General features: G+C 71.4%; 25 protein-coding genes. 14 read left to right on the top strand and 11 right to left on the bottom strand.

The genetic code is table 11. The features are described from left to right. Positions 1–4: 4 nt before the first annotated feature. The 10 genes from ASC99_RS40650 (at position 5) to ASC99_RS18195 (ending at position 10,440) form a co-directional block, all read left to right on the top strand. Positions 5–445, top strand: coding sequence for a Beta-galactosidase C-terminal domain (locus ASC99_RS40650; RefSeq protein ID WP_235583063.1), 441 nt, complete (start codon positions 5–7; stop codon positions 443–445). An 8-nt stretch (positions 446–453) separates the two neighbouring features. Beyond that, positions 454–1,803, top strand: a complete 1,350-nt coding sequence (gcvPA, locus tag ASC99_RS18235; protein WP_057233273.1) for an aminomethyl-transferring glycine dehydrogenase subunit GcvPA — start codon at positions 454–456, stop codon at positions 1,801–1,803. After that, on the top strand, positions 1,800–3,356 hold the full coding sequence (gene gcvPB, locus ASC99_RS18230) for an aminomethyl-transferring glycine dehydrogenase subunit GcvPB (RefSeq protein WP_057233270.1): 1,557 nt from the start codon (positions 1,800–1,802) through the stop codon (positions 3,354–3,356). Before gcvPA ends, gcvPB begins: the two co-directional genes overlap by 4 nt. Further along, positions 3,353–4,432 (top strand): ATP-NAD kinase family protein, encoded by a 1,080-nt coding sequence (locus ASC99_RS18225; RefSeq protein ID WP_063857119.1) that lies wholly within the window; start codon positions 3,353–3,355, stop codon positions 4,430–4,432. Before gcvPB ends, ASC99_RS18225 begins: the two co-directional genes overlap by 4 nt. Then, complete coding sequence (locus tag ASC99_RS18220; RefSeq protein ID WP_057233266.1) at positions 4,429–5,178, top strand: SDR family NAD(P)-dependent oxidoreductase; 750 nt, start codon at positions 4,429–4,431, stop codon at positions 5,176–5,178. The genes ASC99_RS18225 and ASC99_RS18220 overlap by 4 nt, the downstream gene beginning before the upstream one ends. 53 nt (positions 5,179–5,231) lie before the next feature. Beyond that, positions 5,232–6,530 (top strand): ABC transporter substrate-binding protein, encoded by a 1,299-nt coding sequence (locus tag ASC99_RS18215; protein WP_235583055.1) that lies wholly within the window; start codon positions 5,232–5,234, stop codon positions 6,528–6,530. Beyond that, positions 6,527–7,420: a carbohydrate ABC transporter permease gene (locus ASC99_RS18210; protein ID WP_057233264.1), complete on the top strand. Its 894-nt coding sequence runs from the start codon at positions 6,527–6,529 to the stop codon at positions 7,418–7,420. The genes ASC99_RS18215 and ASC99_RS18210 overlap by 4 nt, the downstream gene beginning before the upstream one ends. A gap of 7 nt (positions 7,421–7,427) precedes the next feature. After that, positions 7,428–8,252: a carbohydrate ABC transporter permease gene (locus ASC99_RS18205; protein WP_057233262.1), complete on the top strand. Its 825-nt coding sequence runs from the start codon at positions 7,428–7,430 to the stop codon at positions 8,250–8,252. Beyond that, positions 8,252–9,868, top strand: coding sequence for an amylo-alpha-1,6-glucosidase (locus tag ASC99_RS18200; RefSeq protein ID WP_057233260.1), 1,617 nt, complete (start codon positions 8,252–8,254; stop codon positions 9,866–9,868). Before ASC99_RS18205 ends, ASC99_RS18200 begins: the two co-directional genes overlap by 1 nt. Before the next feature lie 122 nt (positions 9,869–9,990). After that, on the top strand, positions 9,991–10,440 hold the full coding sequence (locus ASC99_RS18195) for a YcxB family protein (protein ID WP_057233257.1): 450 nt from the start codon (positions 9,991–9,993) through the stop codon (positions 10,438–10,440). 430 nt (positions 10,441–10,870) lie between these two features. Here the strand turns inward: ASC99_RS18195 and ASC99_RS18190 are convergent, their stop codons facing one another. The 4 genes from ASC99_RS18190 to ASC99_RS18175 form a co-directional block, all read right to left on the bottom strand. Beyond that, positions 10,871–11,515: a sugar transferase gene (locus ASC99_RS18190; RefSeq protein ID WP_057233255.1), complete on the bottom strand. Its 645-nt coding sequence runs from the start codon at positions 11,513–11,515 to the stop codon at positions 10,871–10,873. Positions 11,516–11,548: 33 nt separating this feature from the next. Next, a complete protein-coding gene (locus ASC99_RS18185) occupies positions 11,549–12,721 on the bottom strand; it encodes a glycosyltransferase family 4 protein (RefSeq protein WP_057233253.1) in 1,173 nt (390 codons plus the stop codon). Then, on the bottom strand, positions 12,714–13,508 hold the full coding sequence (locus tag ASC99_RS18180; RefSeq protein WP_057233251.1) for a polysaccharide deacetylase family protein: 795 nt from the start codon (positions 13,506–13,508) through the stop codon (positions 12,714–12,716). Before ASC99_RS18180 ends, ASC99_RS18185 begins: the two co-directional genes overlap by 8 nt. 236 nt (positions 13,509–13,744) lie before the next feature. Then, positions 13,745–14,005 (bottom strand): hypothetical protein, encoded by a 261-nt coding sequence (locus tag ASC99_RS18175; protein WP_057233249.1) that lies wholly within the window; start codon positions 14,003–14,005, stop codon positions 13,745–13,747. Between the two features lie 397 nt (positions 14,006–14,402). Here ASC99_RS18175 and ASC99_RS18170 point away from each other — a divergent pair, with 397 nt between their 5' ends. After that, positions 14,403–15,425, top strand: a complete 1,023-nt coding sequence (locus tag ASC99_RS18170) for a polysaccharide deacetylase family protein (protein ID WP_235502593.1) — start codon at positions 14,403–14,405, stop codon at positions 15,423–15,425. A gap of 43 nt (positions 15,426–15,468) precedes the next feature. On the opposite strand, the gene ASC99_RS18165 is transcribed toward ASC99_RS18170, so the two are convergent. Further along, positions 15,469–16,470 carry a glycosyltransferase family 2 protein gene (locus ASC99_RS18165; RefSeq protein WP_057233247.1) on the bottom strand — a complete coding sequence of 334 codons (1,002 nt, stop codon included), beginning with the start codon at positions 16,468–16,470 and terminating at the stop codon, positions 15,469–15,471. Between the two features lie 220 nt (positions 16,471–16,690). Here ASC99_RS18165 and ASC99_RS18160 point away from each other — a divergent pair, with 220 nt between their 5' ends. Further along, the gene (locus ASC99_RS18160) at positions 16,691–17,494 is read left to right on the top strand and encodes a pentapeptide repeat-containing protein (RefSeq protein ID WP_057233245.1); all 804 of its coding nucleotides are present in this window, start codon (positions 16,691–16,693) and stop codon (positions 17,492–17,494) included. Here ASC99_RS18160 and ASC99_RS18155 read toward each other — a convergent pair. Beyond that, positions 17,485–18,267, bottom strand: a complete 783-nt coding sequence (locus tag ASC99_RS18155; protein WP_057233243.1) for a glutamate racemase — start codon at positions 18,265–18,267, stop codon at positions 17,485–17,487. The genes ASC99_RS18160 and ASC99_RS18155 overlap by 10 nt on opposite strands. A 235-nt stretch (positions 18,268–18,502) precedes the next feature. Here ASC99_RS18155 and ASC99_RS18150 point away from each other — a divergent pair, with 235 nt between their 5' ends. Both ASC99_RS18150 and ASC99_RS18145 read left to right on the top strand, forming a co-directional pair. Beyond that, a complete protein-coding gene (locus tag ASC99_RS18150; protein ID WP_057233241.1) occupies positions 18,503–19,669 on the top strand; it encodes a glycosyltransferase in 1,167 nt (388 codons plus the stop codon). A gap of 4 nt (positions 19,670–19,673) precedes the next feature. Next, positions 19,674–20,423, top strand: a complete 750-nt coding sequence (locus ASC99_RS18145; RefSeq protein WP_057233406.1) for a cyclopropane-fatty-acyl-phospholipid synthase family protein — start codon at positions 19,674–19,676, stop codon at positions 20,421–20,423. A gap of 42 nt (positions 20,424–20,465) precedes the next feature. Here the strand turns inward: ASC99_RS18145 and ASC99_RS18140 are convergent, their stop codons facing one another. The 5 genes from ASC99_RS18140 to ASC99_RS18120 form a co-directional block, all read right to left on the bottom strand. Further along, positions 20,466–21,665, bottom strand: coding sequence for a glycosyltransferase family 4 protein (locus ASC99_RS18140; protein WP_057233239.1), 1,200 nt, complete (start codon positions 21,663–21,665; stop codon positions 20,466–20,468). Positions 21,666–21,669: 4 nt separating this feature from the next. Then, positions 21,670–22,881, bottom strand: a complete 1,212-nt coding sequence (locus tag ASC99_RS18135) for an ABC transporter ATP-binding protein (protein WP_057233237.1) — start codon at positions 22,879–22,881, stop codon at positions 21,670–21,672. Next, the gene (locus tag ASC99_RS18130) at positions 22,871–23,767 is read right to left on the bottom strand and encodes an ABC transporter permease (protein WP_057233235.1); all 897 of its coding nucleotides are present in this window, start codon (positions 23,765–23,767) and stop codon (positions 22,871–22,873) included. Before ASC99_RS18130 ends, ASC99_RS18135 begins: the two co-directional genes overlap by 11 nt. A gap of 183 nt (positions 23,768–23,950) precedes the next feature. Further along, on the bottom strand, positions 23,951–24,586 hold the full coding sequence (locus ASC99_RS18125; protein ID WP_057233233.1) for a thiol:disulfide interchange protein DsbA/DsbL: 636 nt from the start codon (positions 24,584–24,586) through the stop codon (positions 23,951–23,953). A gap of 86 nt (positions 24,587–24,672) precedes the next feature. Next, entirely contained in the window at positions 24,673–25,491 is an 819-nt protein-coding gene (locus ASC99_RS18120) for a slipin family protein (protein ID WP_057233231.1), read from the bottom strand. Positions 25,492–25,533 lie beyond the last annotated feature (42 nt).

The following is a 25,533-nucleotide window of genomic DNA, read 5'->3' as shown; positions in this document are numbered from 1 at the left end:
CGGCGTGCAGGTCGAGGAGTTCTGGCCGATCCCGGACGATCGCACCCAGCTGCTCGAGACGGCGGACGGCACCCGGCTGACCGTCCGGACCTGGAGCGAGTGGCTGGAGCTGGACGACGCGCAGCCCCTCGCGCACTACCGGGGCGGGCCACTCGACGGCCGCCCGGCGGTCACCCGGCGCGGCGCGGCCACCTACCTCAGCTGCCTGCCCGACGACCTGACGCCCGTACTGGACGAGGTGCTCGCCGCCGCCGGCCTCACCTGGACGGACCTGCCGGACGGCGTCGAGGCCTGCCGCCGCGGCGACTTCCTGTTCCTGCTCAACCACGGGGCCGCCACGGCCACCGTCTCCCTGCCCGCCGCCGGGACCGACCTGCTGACCGGTCGTCAGCTGCACGGCTCCGTGGCCATCGCGCCGCGTGACGCCGTGGTCCTGAAGCACTGAGGAGTGCCGTGATCCATCCCTACATACCCAACGCGGGCCCCGCGGCCCGGGCCGCGATGCTCGCCGAGATCGGCGCCCCGAGCGTCGCCGAGTTCTACGGCGACATCCCCGCCGACCTCCGGCTGGACCGTCCGCTCGAGCTGCCCGCGCCCTTCCTGGACGAGCACGGTCTGGTCCGGCACCTGAACGGCCTGCTGGCCAGGAACACCGACACCACCCGGGTGCTGAGCTTCCTCGGGCACGGCTGCTACCCGCACCACGTCCCGGCGGTGTGCGACGAGGTCAACGGTCGCGGCGAGTTCCTGACCGCCTACGCGGGCGAGCCGTACGAGGACCACGGCCGGTTCCAGGCGCTCTTCGAGTACGTCTCGATGATGGGCGAGCTGCTCGAGATGGACGTCGTCAACGTGCCGGTCTACGACGGCTTCCAGGCGGCGGGGACGGCCCTGCGGATGGCCGCCCGCTACACCGGCCGCCGCCGGGTGCTGGTCAGCGGCGCGGTCGCCCCCGACAAGCTCAGCATGATCCACGACTACCTCGCCCCGGACCTCGAGGTCGTGCTCGCCCCGGTGGCCGACTCGGGGGAGATCGCCGAGCCGGCCCTCGACCACACCTTCGCCGCGCTGTACCTGGAGACGCCGAACGTCCACGGTGTCATCGAGACGCGCGGACGCGAACTGGCCGTCCTGGCACACGGCGTGGGTGCCCTGCTGGTCGTGGGCACGGACCCGATCTCGCTCGGCGTGCTCGCACCGCCGGCCTCCTACGGCGCCGACCTGGTCTGCGGGGACATCCAATCGCTCGGCATGCACCAGCAGTACGGCGGCGGCCAGGCCGGGTTCATCGCGAGCCGGGACGAGGAGCGGCTGGTCGCGGAGTTCCCGTCCCGCCTGTTCGGCATCGCCCCGACCGCCGTCGAGGGCGAGTACGGTTTCGGCGACGTCTTCTACGACCGGACCTCCTTCGCGCTGCGCGAGGAGGGCAAGGAGTGGGTCGGCACCGCGGCCGCCCTGTGGGGCATCACGGCCGGCGTCTACCTCGCGTTGATGGGCCCGCAGGGCATGCGCGAGATCGGCGAGACGATTCTCGCCCGGACCAGGTACGCCATGCAGGCACTCGCGTCGGCCGGGGCCCTGGTGCTTAACCAGGAGGCGCTCCACTTCCGGGAGTTCACCATCGAGGTGCCGAACGCCGACGCGCTGCTCGCGGCGCTGCGGGGTGCGGGCATCTTCGGCGGGGTGCGGATCTCGCCCTGGCGGGTCCTGGTCTGCGTCACCGAGCGGCACTCGATCGCCGACATCGACACCCTCGCGGCGGCCGTCAAGGACGCCCTCTCGGTCACCGGAGGCACCAAGTGAGCTCGCACGGAGAATCGTTCGCGACGCTGCCGGTCGCGCCCAAGCCCGCCCTGCGGCGCTTCCACCAGGCACGTTGGGACGAGGAGATCATCTTCGAACTCTCCCGGCCCGGGCGGCGCGGCATCGGCGTCCCGGCCCCGGACGCACCGCTGGTCGAACTGCCCGAGGGCATCGGCCGCGCCACCCCGCCGGCGCTGCCCGAGCTGTCGCAGAACCAGGTGGTCCGGCACTACCTCAGGCTCTCCCAGGAGACCCTCGGCGCCGACCTCAACATCGACGTCGGCCAGGGCACCTGCACGATGAAGTACAGCCCGAAGGTCAACGACACCTTCGTCCGGGACCCGAGGATCGCCGAGCTGCACCCGCTGCAGCCCGAGGACACCGTGCAGGGCGTGCTGGAGATCTACTGGCGGCTGGAGCAGATCCTCAAGGAGATCTCCGGCATGACCCGAGTCTCTCTCCAGCCCGGCGCGGGCTCGGCGGCGATCTACGCCAACCTCGCGATGATCCGCGCCTACCACGCCTCCCGGGGCGAGGCCGGGCAGCGCGACCAGGTCGTCACCACGATGTTCTCGCACCCGTCGAACGCCGCGTGCGCCAAGGTCGCCGGGTACGAGGTGATCACCCTGATGCCGGACGCCGACGGCTACCCCGACATCGAGGCGCTCCGCGCGGCGGTCGGGCCGCGTACCGCCGCGCTGCTGATCACCAACCCGGAGGACACCGGTATCTTCAACCCGAGGATCCGGGAGTTCGTCGAACTGATCCACGCTGCAGGCGGGTTGGCCTGCTACGACCAGGCCAACGCGAACGGCATCCTCGGCATCACCCGGGCCCGCGACGCCGGGTTCGACCTGTGCCACTTCAACCTGCACAAGACCTTCTCGACGCCGCACGCCTGCGGCGGTCCTGCGGCCGGCGCGTGCGGGGTCTCCGAGGCGCTGGTCCCGTTCCTGCCGGGCCCGGTGGTCGACCGCGACGGCGAGTCGTACACGCTGAACTCCCCGGCGAGTCCGGTCGGGAAGATCCGGCCGTTCCTCGGGGTCACGCCCAACGTCGTGCGCGCCTACGCCTGGGTGATGGCGCTCGGTGCGGACGGTCTGCGCGAGGTCGCGGAGACGGCGGTGCTCAACAACAACTACCTGCTCCACAAGGTGCTGCAGATCCCCGGCGCCTCCGTCCCGTGGGCGGACAAACGGCGGGTGGAGCAGGTCAGGTACTCCTGGCAGGAGCTGGCCGAGGAGACCGGTGTGCACTCGGAGGAGATCGGCATCCGCGCCGCCGACTTCGGCGTGCACTACTGGACCAGCCACCACCCGTACGTGGTCCCCGAGCCCTTCACCCTGGAGCCGACCGAGTCGTACTCCCGCGAGGACCTGGACGAGTACGCCGCGATCCTCGCCCAGGTCGCCACCGAGGCCCGCCAGGACCCCGAGTTCGTCAAGAACGCGCCCTACAACCAGACCGTCCACCGGATCGACGCGACGTCCCTGGACGATCCGGCGCAGTGGTCCCCCACCTGGCGGGCCTACTGCCGGAAGCACCGTCGGTGATCGTCGGACTGATCGTCAACCCCGTGGCAGGCCTCGGCGGACCGGCCGCGCTCAAGGGCAGCCACGGGGCGCTCGCCCTGGGGTCGGTCCCCCAGGCGGGCGGACGCGCGACGGCCGCGCTCCGGGCCCTGCACGCCCGGCGCCCGGCAATCCAACTCCACACCGTGGCAGGCCCGATGGGCGAGCACAGCGCGGTCGCCGCCGGAGTCCCGTTCGAGCTCGTCCACCGTCCGGCACGCGTCACCGGCGCGGCGGACACCCGGGCGGCGGTGGCGGCGCTCGGCGGGGTGGATCTGCTGCTGTTYGTCGGCGGGGACGGGACGGCGCGGGACGTGCTGGACGCCCGGCCGACCGGGGCGGTGCTCGGCGTACCGGCCGGGGTGAAGGTCTACTCCGGCTGCTTCGCGGTCAGCCCGTTCGCGGCCGGGACGACGGCGGCCGGGTTCGACGGCACGACACTGGAGGCGGAAGTCGTCGACCTGGACGAGGACGCCTACCGGTCGGGGCAGGTCGGCGCCCGGCTGTACGGGACGCTCCGGGTGCCTGCCGCCCGGGCGCGGCTCAGCGGTCGTAAGACCGGGTCGTCCTCGGCACCTCCCGGCTCGGTGGAGTCGATCGCGCGCGCGGTGGTGGCGTCCATGCAGCCCGGCACGGCCTACGCGTTGGGGCCGGGCGCGACCACGCTCGCGGTGGGACGTGAACTCGGCCTGGAGCTCACGCTGTTGGGGGTGGACGTGGTCAGGGACGGCGCCTTGCTCGCCTCGGACGTCACCGAGCAGACCTTGCTCACCCTTGCCATGTCACAGGTCACGCATGCCATTCTCTCCGTCATCGGCGGGCAGGGCTTCGTGATCGGCCGGGGCAACCAGCAGTTCAGCCCCCGAGTGCTGGACCCGCTGGCCGGGATCACCGTGCTCGCCACCCAGCAGAAGCTCGCCGCCCTCGGCGGCCGGCCGCTACTGGTGGACAGCGGGGACACCGCGATCGACGCCGCACTCAGCGGGCCCGCCCGGGTCATCACCGGGTACCGCGAATCAGTGATCTACCGCATCCAGTCAGCGAGTGAGGACTCATGAACACCCTCCAGAACAAGGTCGCCATCGTCACCGGCGGTGCCTCGGGCATCGGCCGCGCCACCGCCAGGCTGTTCGCCGCCGAGGGCGCCGCCGTGGTGATCGCCGACCTGGCGGACGCCGCCGACGTCGTCCGCGAGATCGAGGCGGACGGCGGCCGGGCCGTCGCGGTGCAGGCTGACGTCTCGTCAGAGGCTGACTGTGAGCGCATCGTTCGGACCGCCGTCGAGACGTACGGCGGACTGCACGTCCTGTTCAACAACGCCGGGATCATCCGCCGCAAGACCGCGCTGGAGATCCCCGTCGACGAGTGGGATCTCGTGATGGCCGTCAACGTCAGATCGGTCTACCTGATGTGCAGGTTCGCCGTCCCGGCGATGACCGAGGGCGGCTCCATCGTCAACACCGGCTCGGGCTGGGGACTCAAGGGCGGCGGCAACGCGCTGTCCTACTGCGCCTCCAAGGCCGCGGTCGTCAACATGACGCGTGCCCTGGCCATCGACCACGCCGCTGCGGGCATCCGGGTCAACTCGGTCAACCCCGGCGACACCATGACGCCGATGCTCCGCGACGAGGCCCGCCAACTCGCCGAGGACTGGGCGGTGTTCGAGAAGGACGCTGCCGACCGGCCGATGGGCCGCGCGGGCTCGCCGGAGGAGATCGCCGCCGCGGTGCTGTTCCTGGCCGGCGACGCCAGCAGTTTCGTCACCGGCTCCACGCTCGTCGTCGACGGCGGCGGCCTCGCCTGACCTCGCCTGACCTCGCTCCACCCATCCACCCACCCCCAGCTCGGAGGCACCTGGTGTCAACTCTCAAGAGAAGAACCGCACTGCTCGCCGTCGCGACCGCGCTCTGCGTGTCCGCGTGCAGCGGGACCAACGGCGCCGCCGGTGACGGCCAGGACGGCAAGGTCACCCTGCGTTGGGCGACCTGGGGCCCGGCCGAGGACATGGCGGTCTTCAAGGCCTTCACCGACTACTTCACCAAGAAGTACCCGAACATCACGCTGAAGCTCGAACCGGTCGCCTCCTACGAGGACTACCACCCCAAGCTGCTCACCCAGCTCACCTCCAAGACCGCCCCCGACGTCTTCTACGTCGGCGACGACTACATCGGCAAGCTGGTCGCCGACGGCGTACTCGCCCCGCTCGACGCGCAGTTGGCCGGGCCGCAGAGCAAGAGCAGGCCCACGGACTTCTTCGAGGGCATCTACGGCGGTGCAAAGAAGGCCGGGGTCACCTACGGCGTGCCCAACGACACCAACCCCGAGGTGCTCTGGTTCGACAAGAAGGCCCTGGCCGAGGCCGGGATCACCGACGACCCGGCCGCGCTGAACGAGGCCGGCCGGTGGACCATGGCCACGTACCTGGAGATGAACGCCAAGCTCAAGGCGGCCGGCAAGTACGGCTCCATCTTCTGGAACTGGTACGGCGCCAACTACAGCCTGGTCAACGGCTTCGGGGGCAAGGTGTGGGAGGGCGGCAAGTTCGTCGCGCCGTCGGATCCGAAGGCCCGGCAGGCGCTGAAGACCCTCGCCGACGGCTACCGGGACAAGACCTTCGCCTCCGCCGACCTGCTGCCCGAAGGCAACGGTCCTTCCACCCAGTTCATCAAGCACAAGGCGGGCTTCTACGCCGGCGGCCGCTGGGTCATCGAGGGCATCGACAAGGGCGGCGATCGCCCGAACTACGACATCGTGCCGTTCCCTTCGGAGTCCGGGCAGCCGATCCAGGGTGCGGTCGCCGCGTCCTACCTGACCATCAACAAGGACAGCAAGCACGCGAAGGAGGCCTTCACCTTCCTGACCGAGTTCGTCAGCAAGGAGGGCCAGCAGCTCCGGCTCAAGGGCGGCAGCGCCGTGCCGTCGGTCAAGGGTGCCGAGAGCCTGGTGACGGACGGCAAGTACCCCGCGCACGCCCAGACCTTCCTCGACGTCCGCGACAAGGGCTTCGCCAACTACCCCGACGAGGTCGCCGTCCCCGGCCTGACCAAGGCCGTCAACGACCACCTGATGAAGATCTGGGAGGGCAAGGTCGGCTTCGACGAGGGCATGACCCAGCTGCAGACCCTGGTCGACGGCCTGAAGGGCCGGAAGAGTTGAGTGCCGAGCCACTCTGGCGGCGGCGGGACCGCCGGTGGGCCGTGGTGTTCCTGGCGCCTCAACTGCTCGGCCTGCTGGTGTTCCTGGTCGGCCCGCTCGGCTTCGCGATCGTGCTGTCCTTCATGGAGTGGGACGGGCTCGGCGACACCACCTGGGTGGGGCTGGACAACTTCCGGGCCCTGCTCACCGATCCGGGCTTCGGCCGCGCGGTCTGGAACACCGTCAAGATCGGCCTGATCACCGTGCCGGGCGGGCTGGTGCTGGCCCTGCTGCTGGCCCTCGCCCTGCACGGTGTCCGGGGCCGGACCGCCTACCGGGTGATCTACTTCCTGCCGGTGGTGACCAGTTCGGTCGCGGTGTCGGTGATCTGGCAGATGATCCTCGGCGGCGGCAGCGACGGCATCCTGAACGGGACGGTGCAGGACCTGTTCGGCGTCACGCTGCCGAGCTGGCTGGAGGACCCGACCTGGGTCGTCCCCGCCATCGCGGTGGTGACGATCTGGTCCTCACTCGGTCTCAACGTGGTGATCTTCCTGGCCGGACTGGCCACCATCCCGGCCAACTTGATCGAGGCCGCGCGAATCGACGGCGCCGGGCCGTGGCAGACGCTGCGCTCGGTCATCCTGCCGCTGCTCTCACCGACCGTCTTCTTCACCCTGGTGGTGTCGGTGATCAGCTCGTTCCAGGCCTTCGACCTGATCTACGTCCTGGTCAACCCCGACCACAACGAGGGGGCCCAGACCATCGTCTACAAGGTCTACCAACAGGGCTTCCGGGAGTTCCGGTTCGGCCTGTCGAGTGCCGCCGCGCTGATCCTGCTGGTGCTGACGCTGGTCGTCACGGCGGTCCAGTTCAAGGCGCAGAAGCGCTTCGTCCACTACGAGTCCTGAGGACGGCATGACCCACCGGAGACAGATCCTGCTGCACGCCGTCCTCACCCTCGGCGGCCTGATCACGCTGTTCCCGTTCGTCTGGATGATGCTGACCTCCTTCAAGGGCGTCAGCCAGATGATCAACGAGCCACTGGCCTGGCTGCCCAGCCCCTGGCGCTCGCAGAACTACCCGGACGTGCTCGACGAGGTGCCGATCGGGCGGGCCTACTGGAACAGCATGTACATCGCGGCCGTCACCGTCGCGGCCACCCTGTTCACCGGCGCGATGGCCGCCTACGCCTTCGCCCGGATACCGTTCCGCGGCTCAGGGCCGCTGTTCGGCCTGTTCCTGGCCACCCAGATGGTCCCGGCCCAGGTCACCATCGTGCCGCTGTACATCATGCTGGCCAAGCTCCAACTCATCGACTCGCACCTGGCGTTGATCCTGCCCGCGATCGCCAATCCGTTCGCGGTCTTCCTGCTCCGCCAGTTCATCCGGGCCGTTCCGGTCGAGCTGGAGGACGCGGCCCGGATCGACGGCGCCAACCGCTGGACCATCTTCTGGCGGATCATCCTGCCCAACATCCGGCCCGGTCTGTGGACGCTCGGCATCATCGTCTTCCTGGCCAGCTGGAACAGTTACTTCTTCCCCCTGGTGTTCCTGAACACCCCGGACCTGTTCACCATCCCGCTGCTGCTGGACTCCTTCAACTCCCAACGCGGCGGCGTGGACTACGGACTGACCGCCGCCCTGTCGGCGATGACCGTGGTGCCGATGCTGATCGCCTTCCTGATCGGACAGCGCAGGATCCTCAACAGCATGGCCTCCTCCGGCCTGGGCGGGCGCTGATGTTCACTCTCGACCTCGTGGAACAGCCGTTCACCGAACGCGGCTCGCGGCTGCTGGTGACGGCCGGCCCGGACGGCCTCCGGGTCGCCCGGGCGGAGTACGAGACCCCGCTCGACCAGACCACCGAGCTGACCGCACTGGTCGTCCGCGACACCGACGGGCGTACGGTGCCCGTCGCCTCGGCGACGCCGTCCGAGGTGGCGTTCGCGAACGGGGTCTCGCTGATGTTCGCCGACCCCGCGACGCTGGTGATCGCGGGGCAGCACGCCCACGCCTCCTGGCGGCTGTCGGACGGGACCGAGCAGGCGGTGGCACTCACCGGATGCCATGTGCTGACCGGTCCGCAGGGAAGCTGGTCGGCGACGGCCGTACGAGCGGCGGCCGAGGCTCGCTGGGAGGAGTGGTTCGCCCGGATGCCGCCTGTCCGGGCGGACCTGGCGGAGCGGGCCCGGATGGCCTGGTGGACGCTGGCCGTGAACCTGCTGCCGATCGGCGGCCGGGAGGGGCTCGTCCCATCCAAGTACGGGTACGTGGGCGTCTGGAACTGGGACGCCCTCTTCCACGCCGTCGCGCTGCGCCATGCCTCGCCCGCGCTCGCCCGCGACCAGATCCTGCTGCTCCTCGACCACCAACTCCCCGACGGCCAACTCCCCGACGTCGTCCACGATCACGGGGTACTGGCCGAGACCACCGACCTCCCCCGCTCGGACCTCGCCCGGCTGAGCGAGCACGTCGGGCGGGCGAACGGCGTCGTACCTTCCTCGGAGCCGGTGCCGGTCACCAAACCCCCGCTGGCCGCCTGGGCCGTCTGGAAGATCCACCAGACCGACCCGGACCTCCCGTTCCTCGCCTCGGTCTACCCGAAGCTGGTCCGCGCGCACGCCTGGTGGTTCGCGGTCTCCGACCCGGACGGCGACGGGCTGCCCGAGTACCTGCACCCCTACTCGTCCGGTCTCGACGACAGCCCCGTCTGGGACTACGGCCCACGCGCCGAGCCCCCCGACCTCAACTCCTACCTGATCCTCCAGGCCGACCGCCTGGCCGACATCGCGGAGGCCATCAACCTGCCGACGGAGGCCGCTCGTTGGCGCTCACAGGCCGCCGCCCACACCGAGCTGCTGGTCGCCCGGCGCTGGGACGGCACCCGGTTCCGCACCCTGGCGGGCGGCGAGCCCGTCCCGGTCCGCACCGCACTCGACCTCATGCCGCTGTTCACCGGTCGCCTCCCCGTCGAGGTGGCCGCAGCCCTGGAACAGGAACTCCGCTCCGCCCGCTACTGGGGCGAACACCCCGTCCCCACCGTGGCGTTCGACGATCCCACCTTCGACCCGGACGCGATGTGGCGCGGCCCGGTCTGGCTCAACGTCAACTACCTCCTCATCGAGGGCCTGCACCGCTCCGGCTTCGCCGCCACCGCGGACGAGCTCCGGCTGCGCACCCTGGCCATGGTCCGCGACGCGGGGGGCCTGTACGAGTACTGGAACCCGCTCACCGGAGCCCGCGCGACCCGAGCGACCTCCGGCTTCGGCTGGTCCGCCGCCCTGTTCGTCGACCTCGCCGCCGGGCTGTCGGAGCTGACGGATGATCACCTGGACGGGAAGACGATCACCCCCTAGAGTCCTGGTCTTGTCACTGCGGACTCCCGGGGGAAGTTTTGAATATCAGCACGTCGTACCGGGTTTCGTTCGAGGAACTGCTCCGGGCATCGCGACTGGGCCTGCACCGTCGGCGACGCATCATGTGGGTGTTTGTAATCGTCCTGTTCACCGACGCTCTGCTGATGCTCTCGCTGGGGAACTACCCGATCGCGTTCGCCGGTCTGCCGGCCGGCGCCTACGGGCTGTACGCCCTGACCCTGGGGACCCGCCGGACCGTCCGGAAGTCGCTGCCCCGGATCGCCGGGACGATCGAAGTCGGACTGACCGAGGATGCGGTCACGATTCGCCGGCCCGGCCTGCACACCGAGATCGCGTGGGCGCAGTACCTCAAGGTGGTCGACACGCCTGAGTTCCTCCTGCTGTACATCAGCGAGACCACGGTCACATCGGTACTCAAGCGCGGCCTCACCGCCGCGCAGGCCGCCGAACTGGCCGCCTTCGTGGCCACTCTGAACGGCACGACCGCGCCGCCCCAGCAGACCGCCCCCACCCGGGCCATGCCGGTACGGGAGCACACGCAGCGCCGCTGATTTCTTCCGCTGCCTTTCATTGCGATGATCCGACCATGTTCTCTCGGCATTTCCCGTTCCATTTAGTCATCACACAACCTTGTTTTACTGATTCTTGATGGCAGCTCAACTCTCCGGGCTAATCTGGGAGTTCGTCACTCTCCCCTGAGGACCTGATGATTCGTGCTGCCCATCTGCAACGAGACCGGCTGGACGGACCGCCGGGCCCGACTCGCCCCGGTCGGTGGCCCGATGGAGNAGGGGCTCGGGGCTCTGCTGACTTGCGGCTCCGCCGCGGGGCGCGGAGGTCTGGCGTTCGGGTCACTGCGAAAGTGCCTGACCATTTACGCACGGATCACCTTTTTCGAGGTCGGCGTCGCCCCGCGGCGGAGCCGCAAGTCAGCAGAGCCCCGAGCCCCTGGTGTCACCTGGCTGAGCCCCTGCGGATGGCTCAGGAGGCCTCCTCCACCGGGATGCGTGTGGCCGTCGCCTGCCGAGGCAGCACGATGCGGGTGGTGGTGGTCGGGATCGGGAAGCCCGGGTTGACCCCGCCGACCGCGGTGATCCCGGCCGGGCGGAGCAGTTGACGGGCGGTCATCAGCAGGATCCGGAGGTCGAGTCCGACCGTCCGGTTGGTGATGTACCAGAGGTCGAGTTCGATCCGCTCCGGCCAGCTGATCGAGTTGCGGCCCTTGACCTGGGCCCAGCCGGTCAGCCCGGGCCGGATCGCCAGCCGGCCGCGCTGCCGCGGCGAGTAGTGCACGACCTGCTCGGGCAGCGTGGGCCGGGGACCGATCACGCCCATCTCGCCGCGCACCACGTTCCACAGCTGCGGCAGCTCGTCCAGGCTGGTCCTGCGGAGCAGCGCGCCGAGCCTGGTGATCCGGGGCGCGTCGGGTTCGTCGGCGAAGCGCATGTCCCGCATGGTGCGGAACTTGAGGATCTCGAACTCCGCACCGGCACGGCCGGTCCGGGTCTGACGGAAGAGCACAGGGCCGCCCATGGTGCAGCGGATCAGGATCGCGATCACCAGACCGAGCGGAAGCGCGATGCTTCCGGCCAGCGCGGTGACCACGAGGTCCCCCCCTCGTTTCATTTCTCCCCCAGCGGGTGTGGTGTGAGGTTGGCTTCAGCCGACCGACCAGGCCAACCGCTTGGCTCTGGCCACGGCCGCGTAGGTCTCCAGGGAGACCGCCGCGACACCGCGCTGGTCGAACTCGGCCAGGGCGCGGCGACGGGCCGCCGTGCCCAGCTGCTCGCGCAGGGCGGGCTCGGTGAGGAGCCGGCCGAGCGTGGTGGTGAGGGCCCCGGCGTCGCCGGGTGGGGCGAGCAGCAGGTGCTCGCCGTGGGTGCCGATCTCGCGGCAGCCCCGGATGTCGCTGAGCACCATCGGCAGGCCGCTGGCGGCGGCCTCCATGGCGGAGCGGGAGAATCCCTCCCGGTAGGAGGGAAGAACGAAGACGTCCAGTGCGGCGTAGAGCGCCGGCATGTCGGAGCGGCTGCCGAGGAACTCGACCCCGGCCTCCTCCTCCGCCAGGGCGTCGGGCTTGTCGGCGTCCTGCGGGCCGATCCAGGCGAACCGGGCCTTTCCGGCCAGTGCGCGGGCCGCCGCCGCGTACTCGACGATGCCCTTCTCGGCCACCCGGCGGCCGACTCCGGCCACCAGCAACTCGTCGTCGGAGACGCCGAGTTCGGCTCTGATCCGGGCCCGGGCCGCCGGGTCGGGGCCGAACCGGGAGAGGTCCACACCGTTGCCCACCACCCGGGAGCGGCGGGCCGGGACAAACCGGGCCAGGGTCTGCCGGTCCTCGCCGTTCTGGTACAGCTCGGCGTGCGAGAAGCGGGCCGCGACGGCCTCCGCCCCGAGCACCAACAGCCGCTTGGCGAACGGGTCGTGGGCCTGCGCCCAGAGTCCGTGACAGGTGTTGACCACCACGGGCACCCCGGCCAGCCGGCCGAGGATCCGGCCGAGCACGCCGGTCTTGGGGTTGTGGGTGTGCAGCACGTCCGGTCTGATCCGGCGCAGCACGGCGAGCAGTTCGCGCGCCGCCGCCAGGTCGGCGCCCGGCTGCCAGGCCCGGGTGAGCGAGGGCAGTGGCTCGTGCCGGATGCCGATCGCGTCGAGCTGGGACAGGTACGGACCGGGGGCGCTGATGCCGTAGGTCTCGAAGCCGGACTCCACGTCGACCTTGAGCTCGGTGGCCAGCAACAGCTGCAGGCTCATGTCCACGGTGGTCAGGTGGGCGACCCGGAGCGGCCGGCCCTCGGGGCCGCGTAGTCGGGGTGACGGCGTCTCAGGCACGGGCGCCGACCGCCTTCGCGGTGGCCACGATCCGGGCGTAGGCCCGCTCGGGGAGCAGCCGGCCGTACAGCTTGGCCCGGTAGAAGTCGATCGGATCGGTCCGGCGGACCGGGACCCGGCAGAACCGGACCGGGTCGAAGCTGGGGTCGTTCCGGCCGACCCGGCCGGTGGCGGCGGTACGGAACCGGGCTCGCAGCGCCGCGTCCATGTGCGGGACGGGGACGCCCCAGGTGTAGGCGAAGTGCTTCGGGCGGGTGCCGAGGTGCTGTTCGACGTCGTCGTTGCAGGCGTCCAGCTCGGCGGTGCTGAGCAGGGCGGGGCGGGCGTGGCTGCGGGTGTGGTTGGCCACCGTGCAGAGGCCGGAGGCGGCCATCTCGCGGAGCTGGTCCCAACTCAGGCCCGGGGCACCGGACTCCTTCGCGGTCGAGCCCTCCCAGCGCATCTCGCCGCCGACCTGACCGCTGGCCAGGTAGATGGTGAACGGCAGGCCGCGCTCCTTGAGCAGCGGCCAGGCGTTCTCGTACACGTCGGCGAAGCCGTCGTCGAAGGTGAGCACGGTGCTCGGGGTCCGGCGGCCGGCCTCCAGCCGGTCGGTGGCCTCGTCCAGGCCGACCACTCGGCCGACCGGCAGCTCGGCCAGCAGGTCCACCTGGGCGGTGAAGTCGGCGCCGCCGACCCGGTGGTAGATCAGCACGGTGGCACCTTCGCCGGGGACTCCCCCCGCCACCCGCACCAACTGCTGTTTGACTCTGCCCCGGACGCCGCCGGGGACGGTACTGCCCGCCATCGTCTCCCCCTCTGCGGTGCCCTCCCCGGCACCGCAAGTGGCCGTGCGCACGGCGGCAGTCGCCTACCGAGCGGACTCAGACTAGGGGGATGTGTGGCGCTGATGCCCGGAAGTTGTGAAAGAAGCGCGCAGATAGGCCGAAAATCGGCCGGTCCGATCAGCCTGACGCAACCACGGACCGGATCTGACCGGTCCGGGCGGACCTTCGGGGGCTAGTGTCGTGCCCGGACGCGGCACTAGAGCGCGGTGCGGCCGTTCCGGCGGAGCAGCGCGAAGACGATCCGGCCGAGCAGCAGAACGCCTGCGGCCAGGCAGCCGGCCACCGCCATCGCCCAGGCCGGGCCGTCGCTCTCCGGGACCAGTACGGCGGTGATGATGCCCATCGCGATACAGGCCGCACCGGCCGCGGTCAGCAGCAGCTGGTGCCGGTGCAGGGCTGCGCCGCTCCAGATCCGGGCGGCGCGACTCCTGCCATGATCACTTTGCGTCTCTCCCATGCCACCCACGGTATACCCGGGCCCCGCCCGGCGGCAGCCGCCGGGCCCGGGGCCGGCGCACCCTACCGCGCTCCTCCGAGCGCTCTGCGCGCGCCCGCGAAAACTCGCCGAAACGCCGTACAACCATCGGTGCCACTGGATGGTCTCCACTACATTGAGCGATCCAGATCGAGCCTGTACTGCCGGTGGCCGGTGCCCACACACTGCCCGCCGTCAGTCCGGTCCAGGAGAATCAGCACCAGTTGAGAGCAGCGAACCAGGCCGTCAGCGGAGCGGGTTGGGAGTCCCCACCGTGATCGGCCGAGCCGAGGGCGGCGCCGCCGCGCCCCGGGACCGGAGGGCGGTCAGGGCCCTCCGGTGGTACCACCACGCCGCACCGGCGACCGAGGGGGGCCCAGTGCCGCAGTCCGAAGCCACGCTCAGCAGTACCGTCAGCAGCCTGCCACCGACCACAAGCACCACCGGCGCCGCCACGGCCACCGAGGCCGAGGCCGGGCCGGAGTCCGACCGGGGTGGCTGGCTGCGGTTCTCGCCCGCCCAGCCGCTGTTCCGTGCCCGGGCCGCCCAGCGGCTCGCGGTGCTCGCCTACCACGGGGTGACCGACCCCCGGTCGTTCGGCGCCCAGCTCGACCGGCTGCGGCGGCTGGCCACGCCGGTCTCGGTGCAGGACGTCGAGCAGGCGATCGCCGAGGGGAAGCCGCTGCCGCCGCGCTCGGTGCTGATCACCTTCGACGACGCCGACCGCTCGGTGCTCACCCACGCACTACCGGAGCTGACGGCCCGCAAGATCCCGGCCGCCGCCTTCGTGATCTCCGAGCTGATCGGCACCGATCGGCCGTTCTGGTGGCACGAGGCCGCCTTCCTGGCCCGGCACGGCGGTCAGGCCCGCTCGCTGCGCAGCCACGTCCGCCCGGAACAGCTGCTCGCCCGGCTGAAGGCACTGCCCGATCCGGACCGCCGCCGCAGCCTGCACGAGCTCCGGGTCAGCGCCCGCCGCCGGCCGCCCGGCCAGGAGCAGCTCTCCCCCGAGGACCTGCGGGCCCTCCAGGACGGCGGGGTCGCGGTCGGCAACCACACCCTCGGCCACCCGTGCCTGGCCCGCTGCGACGACTCGACCGTGCAGGCCGAGATCACCGGGGCGCACGAGGCGCTCACCCGCTGGCTCGGCGAGCCGCCGACCGCGTTCGCCTACCCGAACGGCGGCTACGACCCGCGCGCCGACACCCTGCTGCGCCAGCTCGGCTACCGGCTCGGCTTCCTGTCCGACCACCAGCTCGGCCCCCGGCTGCCCGTCCACCCGCTCAGGATCAGCCGGCTCCAGGTGGACAGCACCACCAGCACCCGGCGCTTCGACACCATCCTGTCCGGCCTGGAGCCCGCCGTGCAGCGCTGGCGCAAGGGCCCGACCGTGGCGGAGTGACGGTGGCTCAGCTCCCGGCCGTCGGGAGCTGAGCCGCAGGTGTTCAGGCCGCAGCGCGCCGGGAGCGGAGGTTCCTGACCTGGCGGTGCAACCGCTGGACGGCGACGAACCGCTCCATCCGATTGGCCAGCGTCAGGCGGTACTTGAGCCGCAGCTGGGCGGGCAGCCCGTCGATCCGCTCCACGCCGATCGCCCGCAGCAGGCGGCTGACGTGCTCCTGATAGGCCGCCCGGTAGACCCGGTCGCCGTCCGGCACGGACCAGAAGAACATCGGGAGCTCCTCGACCAGCGTGTTGTGGTCGTAGGACCGCAGGAACTCGCGGTACTCGGGCTCGGTCCTGGCCAGCAGCCACTCCCGGACCAGCTCGATCGAGCGGACCCGGTCGATCACGCCCCTGGGGTCGGTCTTCACCTGCGTGATCGACAGGTCGCCGCTCTCCCGGACCCGCCAGTGGTAGATCGGCTCGGAGAGCACGTCCACGCTCTTCGCGTCCTCGTACAGGATGCCTTCGGGGTACAGCACGCCGGCCGCGTCGAAGAACGAGCGGCGGTAGACCTTGTTCCACGCCGTCCGGTCGGTGACCAGGCCGGGCACCTCGCGCACGTGGGTGCGGAGCCTGGACTCGGCGAACGCCCGGCGGTGGCCGTGCGAGGGGAAGAGACCGGCCACCCGCAGCCGCAGCGCGTTGCCTGCGACGAAGTCCGAACCGGTCTCGTCCAGGGTCGAGACCATCAGCTGGTACGCGCCGGTCGGCAGGGTGTCGTCACTGTCCACGAAGGTCAGGTACTCGGTGCCCGGGGCGAGGTGCCGCCAGCCGGTGTTGCGGGCCGCGCCGAGGCCCTTGTTCTCCTGCTGGACCAGGCGGAACCGCGTGTCCTTGGCGGCGTACGCCTCGGCGATCGCCGCGCTGCCGTCGGTCGAGCCGTCGTCCACCAGCACGCACTCGAAGTCCTCGAAGGTCTGGGCGGCTATCGAGTCGAGGCACTCCTGGAGGTAGCGCTCGACGTTGTAGATCGGGACGACGACGGAGAGTCGGGGAGACATCGGCTCCGTGGGCCTTTCGGTCGGTGGCTGCGACCGTCCTGCGACCGGTCATCGACCTCTTGGTATACACGTAACCCGTCCCCGCTGGCCAGCAGCTGTTCGACCGCATCCGAACGGCCTGGCCCCGGGGCCGGAGCAGCCGGACGATCGGGGACAATGGGGCATGTCCAGGGCGCCGGGGGAAGCACGGTGTCCGTCCTGCGGTGGGAGTGCGTGCGCGGTGTCCGAGAACCTTGAGCTGCTGTCCGACTGCGCGAACTGCTTCGGGCTGTGCTGCGTGGCCCTGCCGTTCGCGCGTTCGACCGACTTCGCGGTCACCAAGGCGGCGGGCACGCCGTGCAAGAACCTGAAAACCGACTTCCGCTGCGGCATCCACACCGAGCTGCGCACCAGCGGCTTCACCGGCTGTACGGTCTTCGACTGCTTCGGCGCCGGGCAGAAGGTGTCCCAGGTCACCTTCGAGGGGCGCAGCTGGCGGGAGGCGCCGGAGACCGCCGGGGCGATGTACGAGGTGTTCCCGGTGATGCGGCAGCTGCACGAGCTGCTGTACTACCTGACCGAGGCGCTCGATCTGCGCGCCGCGAAGTCGGTGCACGGGCAGCTGCGGACGGAGCTGGACCGGATCGGGGCGCTGACCCGGGGCAGTGCGGCGGAGCTGGTCGCGGCGGACGTGCCGACGATCCGTCAGGGGGTCGGCGAGCTGCTGCTGCGGGTCAGCGAGCTGGTCCGGGCCGGGGTTCCCGGCAAGAAGCGCAACCACCGGGGCGCCGACCTGATGGGCGCCCGGCTGGCCGGGGCGAACCTGCGCGGCGCCAACCTGCGCGGGGCGTACCTGATCGCGGCCGACCTGACGCGGGCCGATCTCCGGGAGGCGGATCTGATCGGGGTCGACTTCCGGGACGCCGACCTGACCGGGGCCGACCTGACCGGGGCGCTCTTCCTGACCCAGGCTCAGCTGAACGCGGCGCGCGGCGACGCGAGCACCCGGCTGCCGTCAGGGCTGCGGCAGCCGGGTCACTGGTAGAGGGCCGAGGCGGGCTCGGCCAGCAGCCGGCCCTCCGCGTAGTGCAGGACGGCGGGCGGCAGGCTGCCGATCCGGCCGCTGAGCAGCACGGTGAGGGTGCCGCCGCCCTCGGGCCGGCCGGGGGCGATCCGGCGCAGCGCCTGGGCGGCGACCGCGTCGGCCGAGCCGTGGCAGACCGGCAGCGGACCGCCCGGGGCGGCCACGGCGGACCGGATCTGGTCCGCCAGCAGTTCGTAGTGGGTGCAGCCGAGCACGACCGCGTCCGTGTGCGCGGGCGTCCGGGCGGCGGCGTCGGCCACGGCGGCGGCGATCGCCTGCTGGTCGGCCCGCTCCACCGCGTCGGCCAGACCGGGGCAGGCCACCTCGGTCACCGTCGCGGCGCCGCCGAACTCCCGGATCAGCTGCTGCTGGTAGGGGCTGCCGGTGGTCGCCGGGGTGGCCCAGATCGCCACCTTGGCCCCGGCCGTCGAGGCGGGCTTGATCGCCGGGACGGTGCCGATCACCGGCAGCCCGGGCTCCAGCTCGGCCCGGATCACGTCCAGCGCGTGCACCGAGGCGGTGTTGCAGGCGATCACCAACGCGTCCGGCGCCAGCTCGGCCGCGGCCCGGGCGCAGGCCAGCGCGTGCGCGGCGATGTCCTCGGACGTCCGCGGTCCCCAGGGCATCCCGTCGGGGTCGGAGGAGATCACCAGGTCCAGGTCGGGACGGCGGCGGCGCAGGGCCGCGGCGGCCGCGAGCAGTCCGAGTCCTGAGTCCACCAGTGCGATCTTCACGGTTGACGACTCTACTGGAGACGATCCGGAGAATCGGGACTGCGTCAGCCAGGCACCACCAGGGGCTCGGGGAACTGCGAGGAGATCTGTCGTTCGGGTCACTGCGAAGGTGCCTGACCACCTACGCACGGATCACCTTGCAAGGGTCGGCGTCGCAGTTCCCCGAGCCCCTGATGGCTGATGTCCGATCGCCTGTTACAGCGCGAGCCGGTGGTGCGGTGGCAGACTGCGAGAGGTGACCGTACTGGTGTGGGTGTCGCTGGCGGCGTGGGTGTGGCTGACGCTGGCTCAGGGGTTCTTCTGGCGGACCGACCAGCGGCTGCCCGCTCCGGTGCCGACCGGGCGGTGGCCGGAGGTGGTGGTGCTGGTGCCTGCCAGGGACGAGGCCGAGGTGCTGCCGGTGAGTCTGCCGAGCCTGCTGGCACAGCGGTACCCGGGGCGGGCCCGGGTGGTGCTGGTGGACGATCACAGCTCGGACGGGACGGGTGAGTTGGCCCGGCGGCTCGGGGCGGACGGCGGCGGGCTTGCGCTGACCGTGACCACTCCCCCGCCGCTGCCGCCGGGGTGGACGGGCAAGCTCTGGGCGCTCCGGCACGGTGTCGAACAGGCGGGCGGGGCGGAGTACCTGCTGCTGACCGACGCCGACATCGCGCACCGTCCGGACTCGCTGGCCGCCCTGGTGCTGGCGGCCGAGGGCCACCGGCTCGACCTGGTCTCGCAGATGGCCCGGCTGCGGGTGGAGACGGGCTGGGAGCGGCTGATCGTGCCGGCCTTCGTGTACTTCTTCGCCCAGCTGTACCCGTTCCGGTGGAGCAACCGGCCAGGATCGCGGACGGCCGCGGCGGCGGGCGGCTGCTCGCTGGTGCGCCGGACGGCGCTGGAGCGGGCGGGCGGGATCGCCGCGATCCGGGGTGCGGTGATCGACGACGTGAATCTGGCCAGGGCGGTCAAGCGCACCGGCGGCCGGACCTGGCTCGGCCTGGCCGAGCAGGTGGACAGCGTCCGGCCCTATCCGGAGTTGGGGCAGCTCTGGCGGATGGTCTCGCGCAGCGCGTACGCGCAGCTGCGGCACTCGCCGCTGCTGCTGCTCGGCACGGTGCTCGGGCTGACGCTGGTGTACCTGGTGCCGCCGGTGGCAACCGTGGCCGGGGCGGTCGCCGGAGCGTGGTGGGTCACGGCGGCGGGCGCGGTGGCCTGGGCGCTGATGGCCGGGACCTTCATGCCGATGCTCCGTTACTACGGGCAGCCGGCGGCGGCCGCGCTGCTGCTGCCGTTCACCGCGCTGCTGTACCTGCTGATGACGGTGGACTCGGCCGTCCAGCACTGGCGTGGGCGGGGCGCGGCCTGGAAGGGACGGACCTACGGAAAGCTGGAACCGGGTGACGGTCCTGCGCCAGACTGACCCGATGGACCGTCAACTCAGAACCAGGATCGCCCACTCCGACCACCCGATCGCCGCGCCGCTGTCCGACACCAACGTCCAGCGGCTGCTGGACCGGGCCCTCCGGGGCAGAGCCGGGCGGGTGCTCGACCTCGGCTGCGGGGAGGCCGCCTGGCTGCTCCGCGCACTGGCCGCGTACCCGGAGCTGGAGGCGGTCGGCGTCGACCTGGACGAGGCCGGGCTGACGCTCGGTCGGGATCGCGCCGAGGCGCTCGGGGTGGCCCGGCGGATCGGGCTGCACCACCAGGACGCCAAGGAGTTCAAGGCCCACCAGCCGTTCGACGTGGTGCTCACGGTCGGTGCGACGCACGCCTTCGACGGGCTGCTGCCGACCCTGGCGGCGGCCCGGGAGCACCTGGCGCCGGGCGGACTGGTGCTGATCGGCGACTGCTTCTGGGAGCGGGAGCCCGACGCGGCCGCACTGGCCGGGCTCGGCGTACCGAACGCGGACGACCACACCGATCTGACCGGCACAATCCGGCTGGTCACCGAGGCCGGCTGGGTGCCGGTGCTCGGCCACATCAGCACGCCGGAGGAGTGGGACGACTACGAGTGGGCCTGGGCGGGCTCGCTCGCCGAATGGGCCCTGGACCACCCCGAGCACCCGGACAGCGCCGAAGCGGCGGCGACCGCCGCCGAGCACCGGCTGGGCTGGCTCGGCGGCTACCGGGGCACCCTCGGGTTCCTCACCCTGCTGCTCCGCCGGGCCGACTGACGGACCGTCCGGTCTCCGGCAGGCGGCCCGCCTGCCGGAGACCTACCTGCCGAGCAGCCGCGCGGCGGTCGGCTTGCTGTACTCGAACCGGCTCATCTGCTCCAGGTCACGGAGCCAACTCGCCTTCCCCGGCGGGGTGGTGACCACCTCGTGGTAGAGGTCCTCGAACGCCGTGGCGACGCTCTCCAGGGAGAACCTGCCGACCACCCAGTCCCGGCCCCAGTCGCCGAGCGCGGCCCGGCGGGCCGGGTCGTCCAGCAGTGGGCGGAGCTGCTCGGCCAGCAGCTCGGGCGATCCGGAGCCGTCCCCGAAGCCGTACATGCAGCGCGAGGCGTGCGGCTCGACCAGCGGGCCCGGCTCGTGCGGCGCGGTGTACCCGGCGGCGCCATGCACCACCACCGGCTTGCCGAAGGCGAGTCCGCGCAGCGCCGAGCCGCCCATCCCGAGCACCACGTCGGCGGCCTGGTAGGCGGGCCGGGGATCGGCCAACTGGCCTGGTACCAGGACGGCTTGGCGCCCGAGCTCGGCGTTCGCGGCCGCCGCTGCGGCCCGCAGCGGCTCCAGGCTGGGCCCGGCGCCGACCACCGCCAGCCGGACCCGGGGATCGGCCAGTCTGCGGACCGCCTCGACGGTGAGCAGCGCGCCCGCGTCCTTCTCCAGGTCGGGCACCAGCCGGGTGACGATGGCGAGCAGCAACTCCCGTTCGCCGATGCCGTGTTCACGACGGAAGGCGCCGCCGTCCACCACCCCGGGGGCGTCCGTCACGGTGTTCACCGGCGGTTCGATCAGCCGGACGTCGCGGTGCCCGAAGGCCCGCCCCTCCCCCAGCAGGGCGCCGAGCCCGAGCACCAGTGGCTGGTGCCGGGGCAGCCCGCGCAGCATCCTGATGCCGTAGAAGGTGGTGATCACCGGCAGTCGGCCGAGCCGGCCGGGGCCGAAGAAGGAGTTCCGGGCGGCCCGGACCTCCCAGGCGTGCAGCAGTTGGCTGCCGTGCTGCTCGGCCAGCCGGTTCAGCCGCTGCCTGACCACCCGGACCGGGGTGTCGGGACCGCCCTCGACCACCAGCTCCAGGCCGTGGCCGGCCGCGAGTTCGACCAGCGGGGCGGGCCCGTCCACCCCCTGGGCGAACAGCACCGGGTGGTGGCCCCGGTCGCGCAGGGTGCGGGCGATGTCGACGGCGTTCAGCTGCGCGCCGCCGAGCGCCAGGTTGTTGAGGTGGACCAGGACTCTGAGGCCGTTCACCGATTCACTCCTCCCAGCGGTGCGGGACGAAGACCGGTGCGGCCAGCACCACGGCCCGTGGCGGGGTGTCCAACATCGGGCCGAAGACGTCGAACTGGCCGACCGAGTGCCAGCTCATCAGCGTGCCGCCGTCGGTCCTGCCGATGCTGTAGACACCCGCCCAGAGCGTGTAACGGCCGCGCGGCAGCGGCAGGTTGGGGATCATGCAGGCGACCTGGTGGTCCTCGCCGGTGAGCCGGATCTCGTGGCTGATCTGGAAGATCGGGCTGGAGGTGCCCTCGCTCACGCCCAGGTGCAGCGTGGCGTCGCCCCGGTAGTCGCCGCCGAGGGTGAGCTCGACGGTCATCGGCTCGTCGGTGGTGAGATTCTCCCGGCCCTCGCCGACGATCTCGTGCTTGAGCAGCTGGAGCGGCTCACCGACCCGGCCGCCGGCCTCGGACTGCGCCTCGATCGAGTCCCGGTAGCCGGACATCGCCTCCTTGATACCCGCGTCCACCCGGATCGAGCCCTGCTCCAGCCAGACGCCCCGGCGGCAGATCGACTCGACGGCGGGCAGGTCGTGCGAGACGAAAACGATCGTGGTGCCCTGCTCGGCGACCTCGCGCATCCGGTCCAGGCAGCGCTGCTGGAAGACCGCGTCGCCGACCGCCAGCACCTCGTCCACCAGCAGTACGTGCGGCTCCAGGTAGGCGGCCACCGCGAAGCCGAGCCGCATCTGCATCCCGGAGGAGTAGTACTTGACCTGCCGGTCGATCGCCCCGCCGAGCCGGGCGAACTCGACGATGTCGTCGAACCGGGAGGCCACCTCGCGGCGCTTGAGGCCGAGCAGCGCGCCGAACAGGTAGATGTTCTCCCGACCCGTCAGGTCGGGGTGGATACCGGCCCGGATCTCGATCAGCGCGCCGATCCGGCCGCGCACGTCGATCACCCCGCCGTACGGGTACATCACCCGGGTCAGCATCTTGAGCAGGGTGGACTTGCCGGAGCCGTTGGAGCCGATCAGGCCGACCGAGTCGCCGGGCTCGATGTGCAGGTTGATGTCCCGCAGCGCCCAGCGCCAGTCCTCGCCCCGGCCGCCACGCAGCCGACGGGTCAGCTGCTCGACCTTGTCGCGCAGCAACATCCGCTGCTGGTCGGCCTTGAACCGCTTCCAGACCTGCTCGGTCCTGATCGTGCCCAGCGGGAGGCTCTGCCTGCTCGAAAGGTCATGCGACATCGGCGATCCCCGTTTCCAGCTTCTTGAAGACCAGGTAGCCGCCGACCAGGAAGACCACCGAGCTGGCGGCGGCGATACCGGTCAGGGTCAGGTCCGGGGCCTGGCCGTAGAGCAGGGCGCGCCGGTAGCCCTCGATCACCGCGCCCAGCGGGTTGAAGCCGACGTAGATCTCCTGCAGGCCCTGCGGGATCTGCGAGAGCGGGTAGGCGACCGGGGTCGCGAAGACGCCCATCTGGGTGATGATCGGCAGCAGGTGCCGGACGTCGCGCAGGTAGACCACCGCGACCGAGAGCACCAGCGCCACGCCGTAGGTGAAGGCGATCTGGATCAGCAGCAGCGGGAACACCCAGAAGAAGGTGACCGCCGGCGCCGTCCAGAAGACCAGGAAGAGCAGCCCGAGCACGCCGATGCCGATCAGCATGTCCACGCTGGCGACCAGCATGGTGGCGAGCGGGAAGACCTCGCGCGGGCAGTAGACCTTGTTCAGCAGGCTGAGGTTGTTGGCCAGGCTGAGTGCGCCCTGGTTCATCGTGTTGCTGAAGAACTGCCAGACGATCAGGCCGACATAGGCGAACAGCGGGTAGGCCACCCCGCTGGTGTCGATCTTCACCGCGCGCTGGAACACCAGCGTGAAGATCGAGCACAGCGCGAGCGGTGTGAGCACCGCCCAGGCGAAGCCGAGCACCGCCTGCTTGTACCGGGCCCGCAGATCGCGCTCGGCCAGCGCGCGCACCAACTCGCGCGCCCCGAGCAGCTCGCGGGCCACCTGGGCGGGCCGCAGCCTTCGTTTGAAGATCAGTTCAGCAGGCGGACCGTCGGCCGCCGCCCGCCGCGCCTCGGTCTGGTTCTCGCGCTGGTCCAGGACCTGCGCGCGCTGTCCCCCCACGGAACCCCGCCTTCTCCGGTGCCGAGTGATTCGGTGACGTCCGAGGTACCAGGGCCGGTCCGACCGGCTCGAGTCTCGAATCCGGGCCGCTGCTCAGGCAGTTCGGCCGCGGCGACCACTCTGGCACAGAGTGTGCGAGCAAGGGGCTGGTTCGGTGAAGAATTCGGGCTGCTCAGAGCCGGGTCAGTCGACCAGCCGGTCGAGCGCGGCGGGCATCCCCTCGACCCCGCCGTCCCGGCTCGGCTGCACCCGCCGGTCGCCCTCCACCAGCACGGTCGGCAGCTCGTCCACCTGGTACCTGACCAGCAGCCCGGCGGCCGCCTCGGTGGCCTGCTCGACGGTCGAAGACCGGTACGCCGCCCGGAACTTGTCCGGATCCAGACCGACCGTCAGCGCCCAGGCGGCAGCGGTCTCCTCGGTGGTGACATCGGTCTCCCGCTCGCGCACCGCCCGGAACACCGCGAGCTGCAGCCGGTCCACCTCGCCGAGCTGCTCCAGCGTGTAGTAGAGCCGGGCGTGGCCGCGCTGGGCCTGCTCCTCGCGGCTGCCCGCCCAGACCGCCGGCACCCGACGGAGCGTCACGTCGGCCCGGTGCTTCTCCGCCCAGCGTTCCAGCGGGATCTCCAGCTGCTGCGAGTGCCCGCAGTCGTACCAGAAGAACTCGACCGCCTCCTGCTTCAGCGCCCGGACCGGGCCGGGGTGGTCGATCCGGCCCACCAGGCCGCCCTCGTGCGGGACCTCGGGGGCGGCGGTGGCCGGGGTGACGAGCAGTCCGCTGGCGACGGCGGCCAGCACGGCGGTACGCAGAAGCGGGTTCACGAGCGGTCATGCTGCCAGTGCCGTTGACCTGCGGCCCAGTTGACGGGCCGTCCGGAGCACAGGTTCGCCCGGACGGCCCAACGAGGTCAGTCGTCGGCCTTGTCCAGCAGGACGGTCTGCTCGGGGATCGCAGGGTCGGCGACCGAAGGCTCGGGAGCGCTCCGGTTCACGCTGTCGAAGAACCGGAGCAGCTCGACCGGGAACGGCAGCACCAGGGTGGAGTTCTGCTCGGCGGCCACCTCGACCACGGTCTGCAACAGGCGCAGCTGCATCGCGGACGGCGTACCGTCCATCAGCCGGGCGGCGTCGGCCAGCTTGCTCGCGGCCTGGAACTCGCCGTCGGCGGTGATGATCCGGGCCCGGCGCTCCCGGTCCGCCTCCGCCTGCCTGGCCATCGACCGCTTCATCGAGTCGGGCAGTGCGACGTCCTTGATCTCCACCCGGTCGATGTGCACGCCCCAGCCCACCGCCGGGCTCTCCAGCATCAGTTCGAGGCCGCGGTGCAGGCCCTCCCGGCCGGAGAGCAGGGAGTCGAGGTCGCTCTTGCCGATCACCGAACGCAGCGAGGTCTGCGCCACCTGGGACATCGCGAAGGTGTAGTTCTGCACGTCGACGGTGGCCCGGACCGGGTCGACCACCCGGAAGTAGACCACCGCGTCGACCCGGACCGAGACGTTGTCCCGGGTGATGCCCTCCTGGGCGGGCACCGGCATCGTGATCACCTGGACGTTGACCTTGCGCATCCGGTCCACCAGCGGGATCAGCAGCATCGGCCCGGGATCACGGACGTTCCCGCGGACCCGGCCGAGCCGGAACACCACGCCGCGCTCGTACTGCTGCACCACCTTGACCCCGAAGACCAGCCAGAGCACGGCCAACGCGCCCGCCAGTGCCAGAAATCCCATGTCCGACCTCCCCCGTGGCGGTCACCGGACGGTGGCCGCGCG

Origin of the sequence: Kitasatospora sp. Root107 (assembly GCF_001424875.1) — a bacterium.
GTDB lineage: Bacteria > Actinomycetota > Actinomycetes > Streptomycetales > Streptomycetaceae > Kitasatospora.
This window is presented reverse-complemented; position numbering and strand designations above follow the sequence as displayed.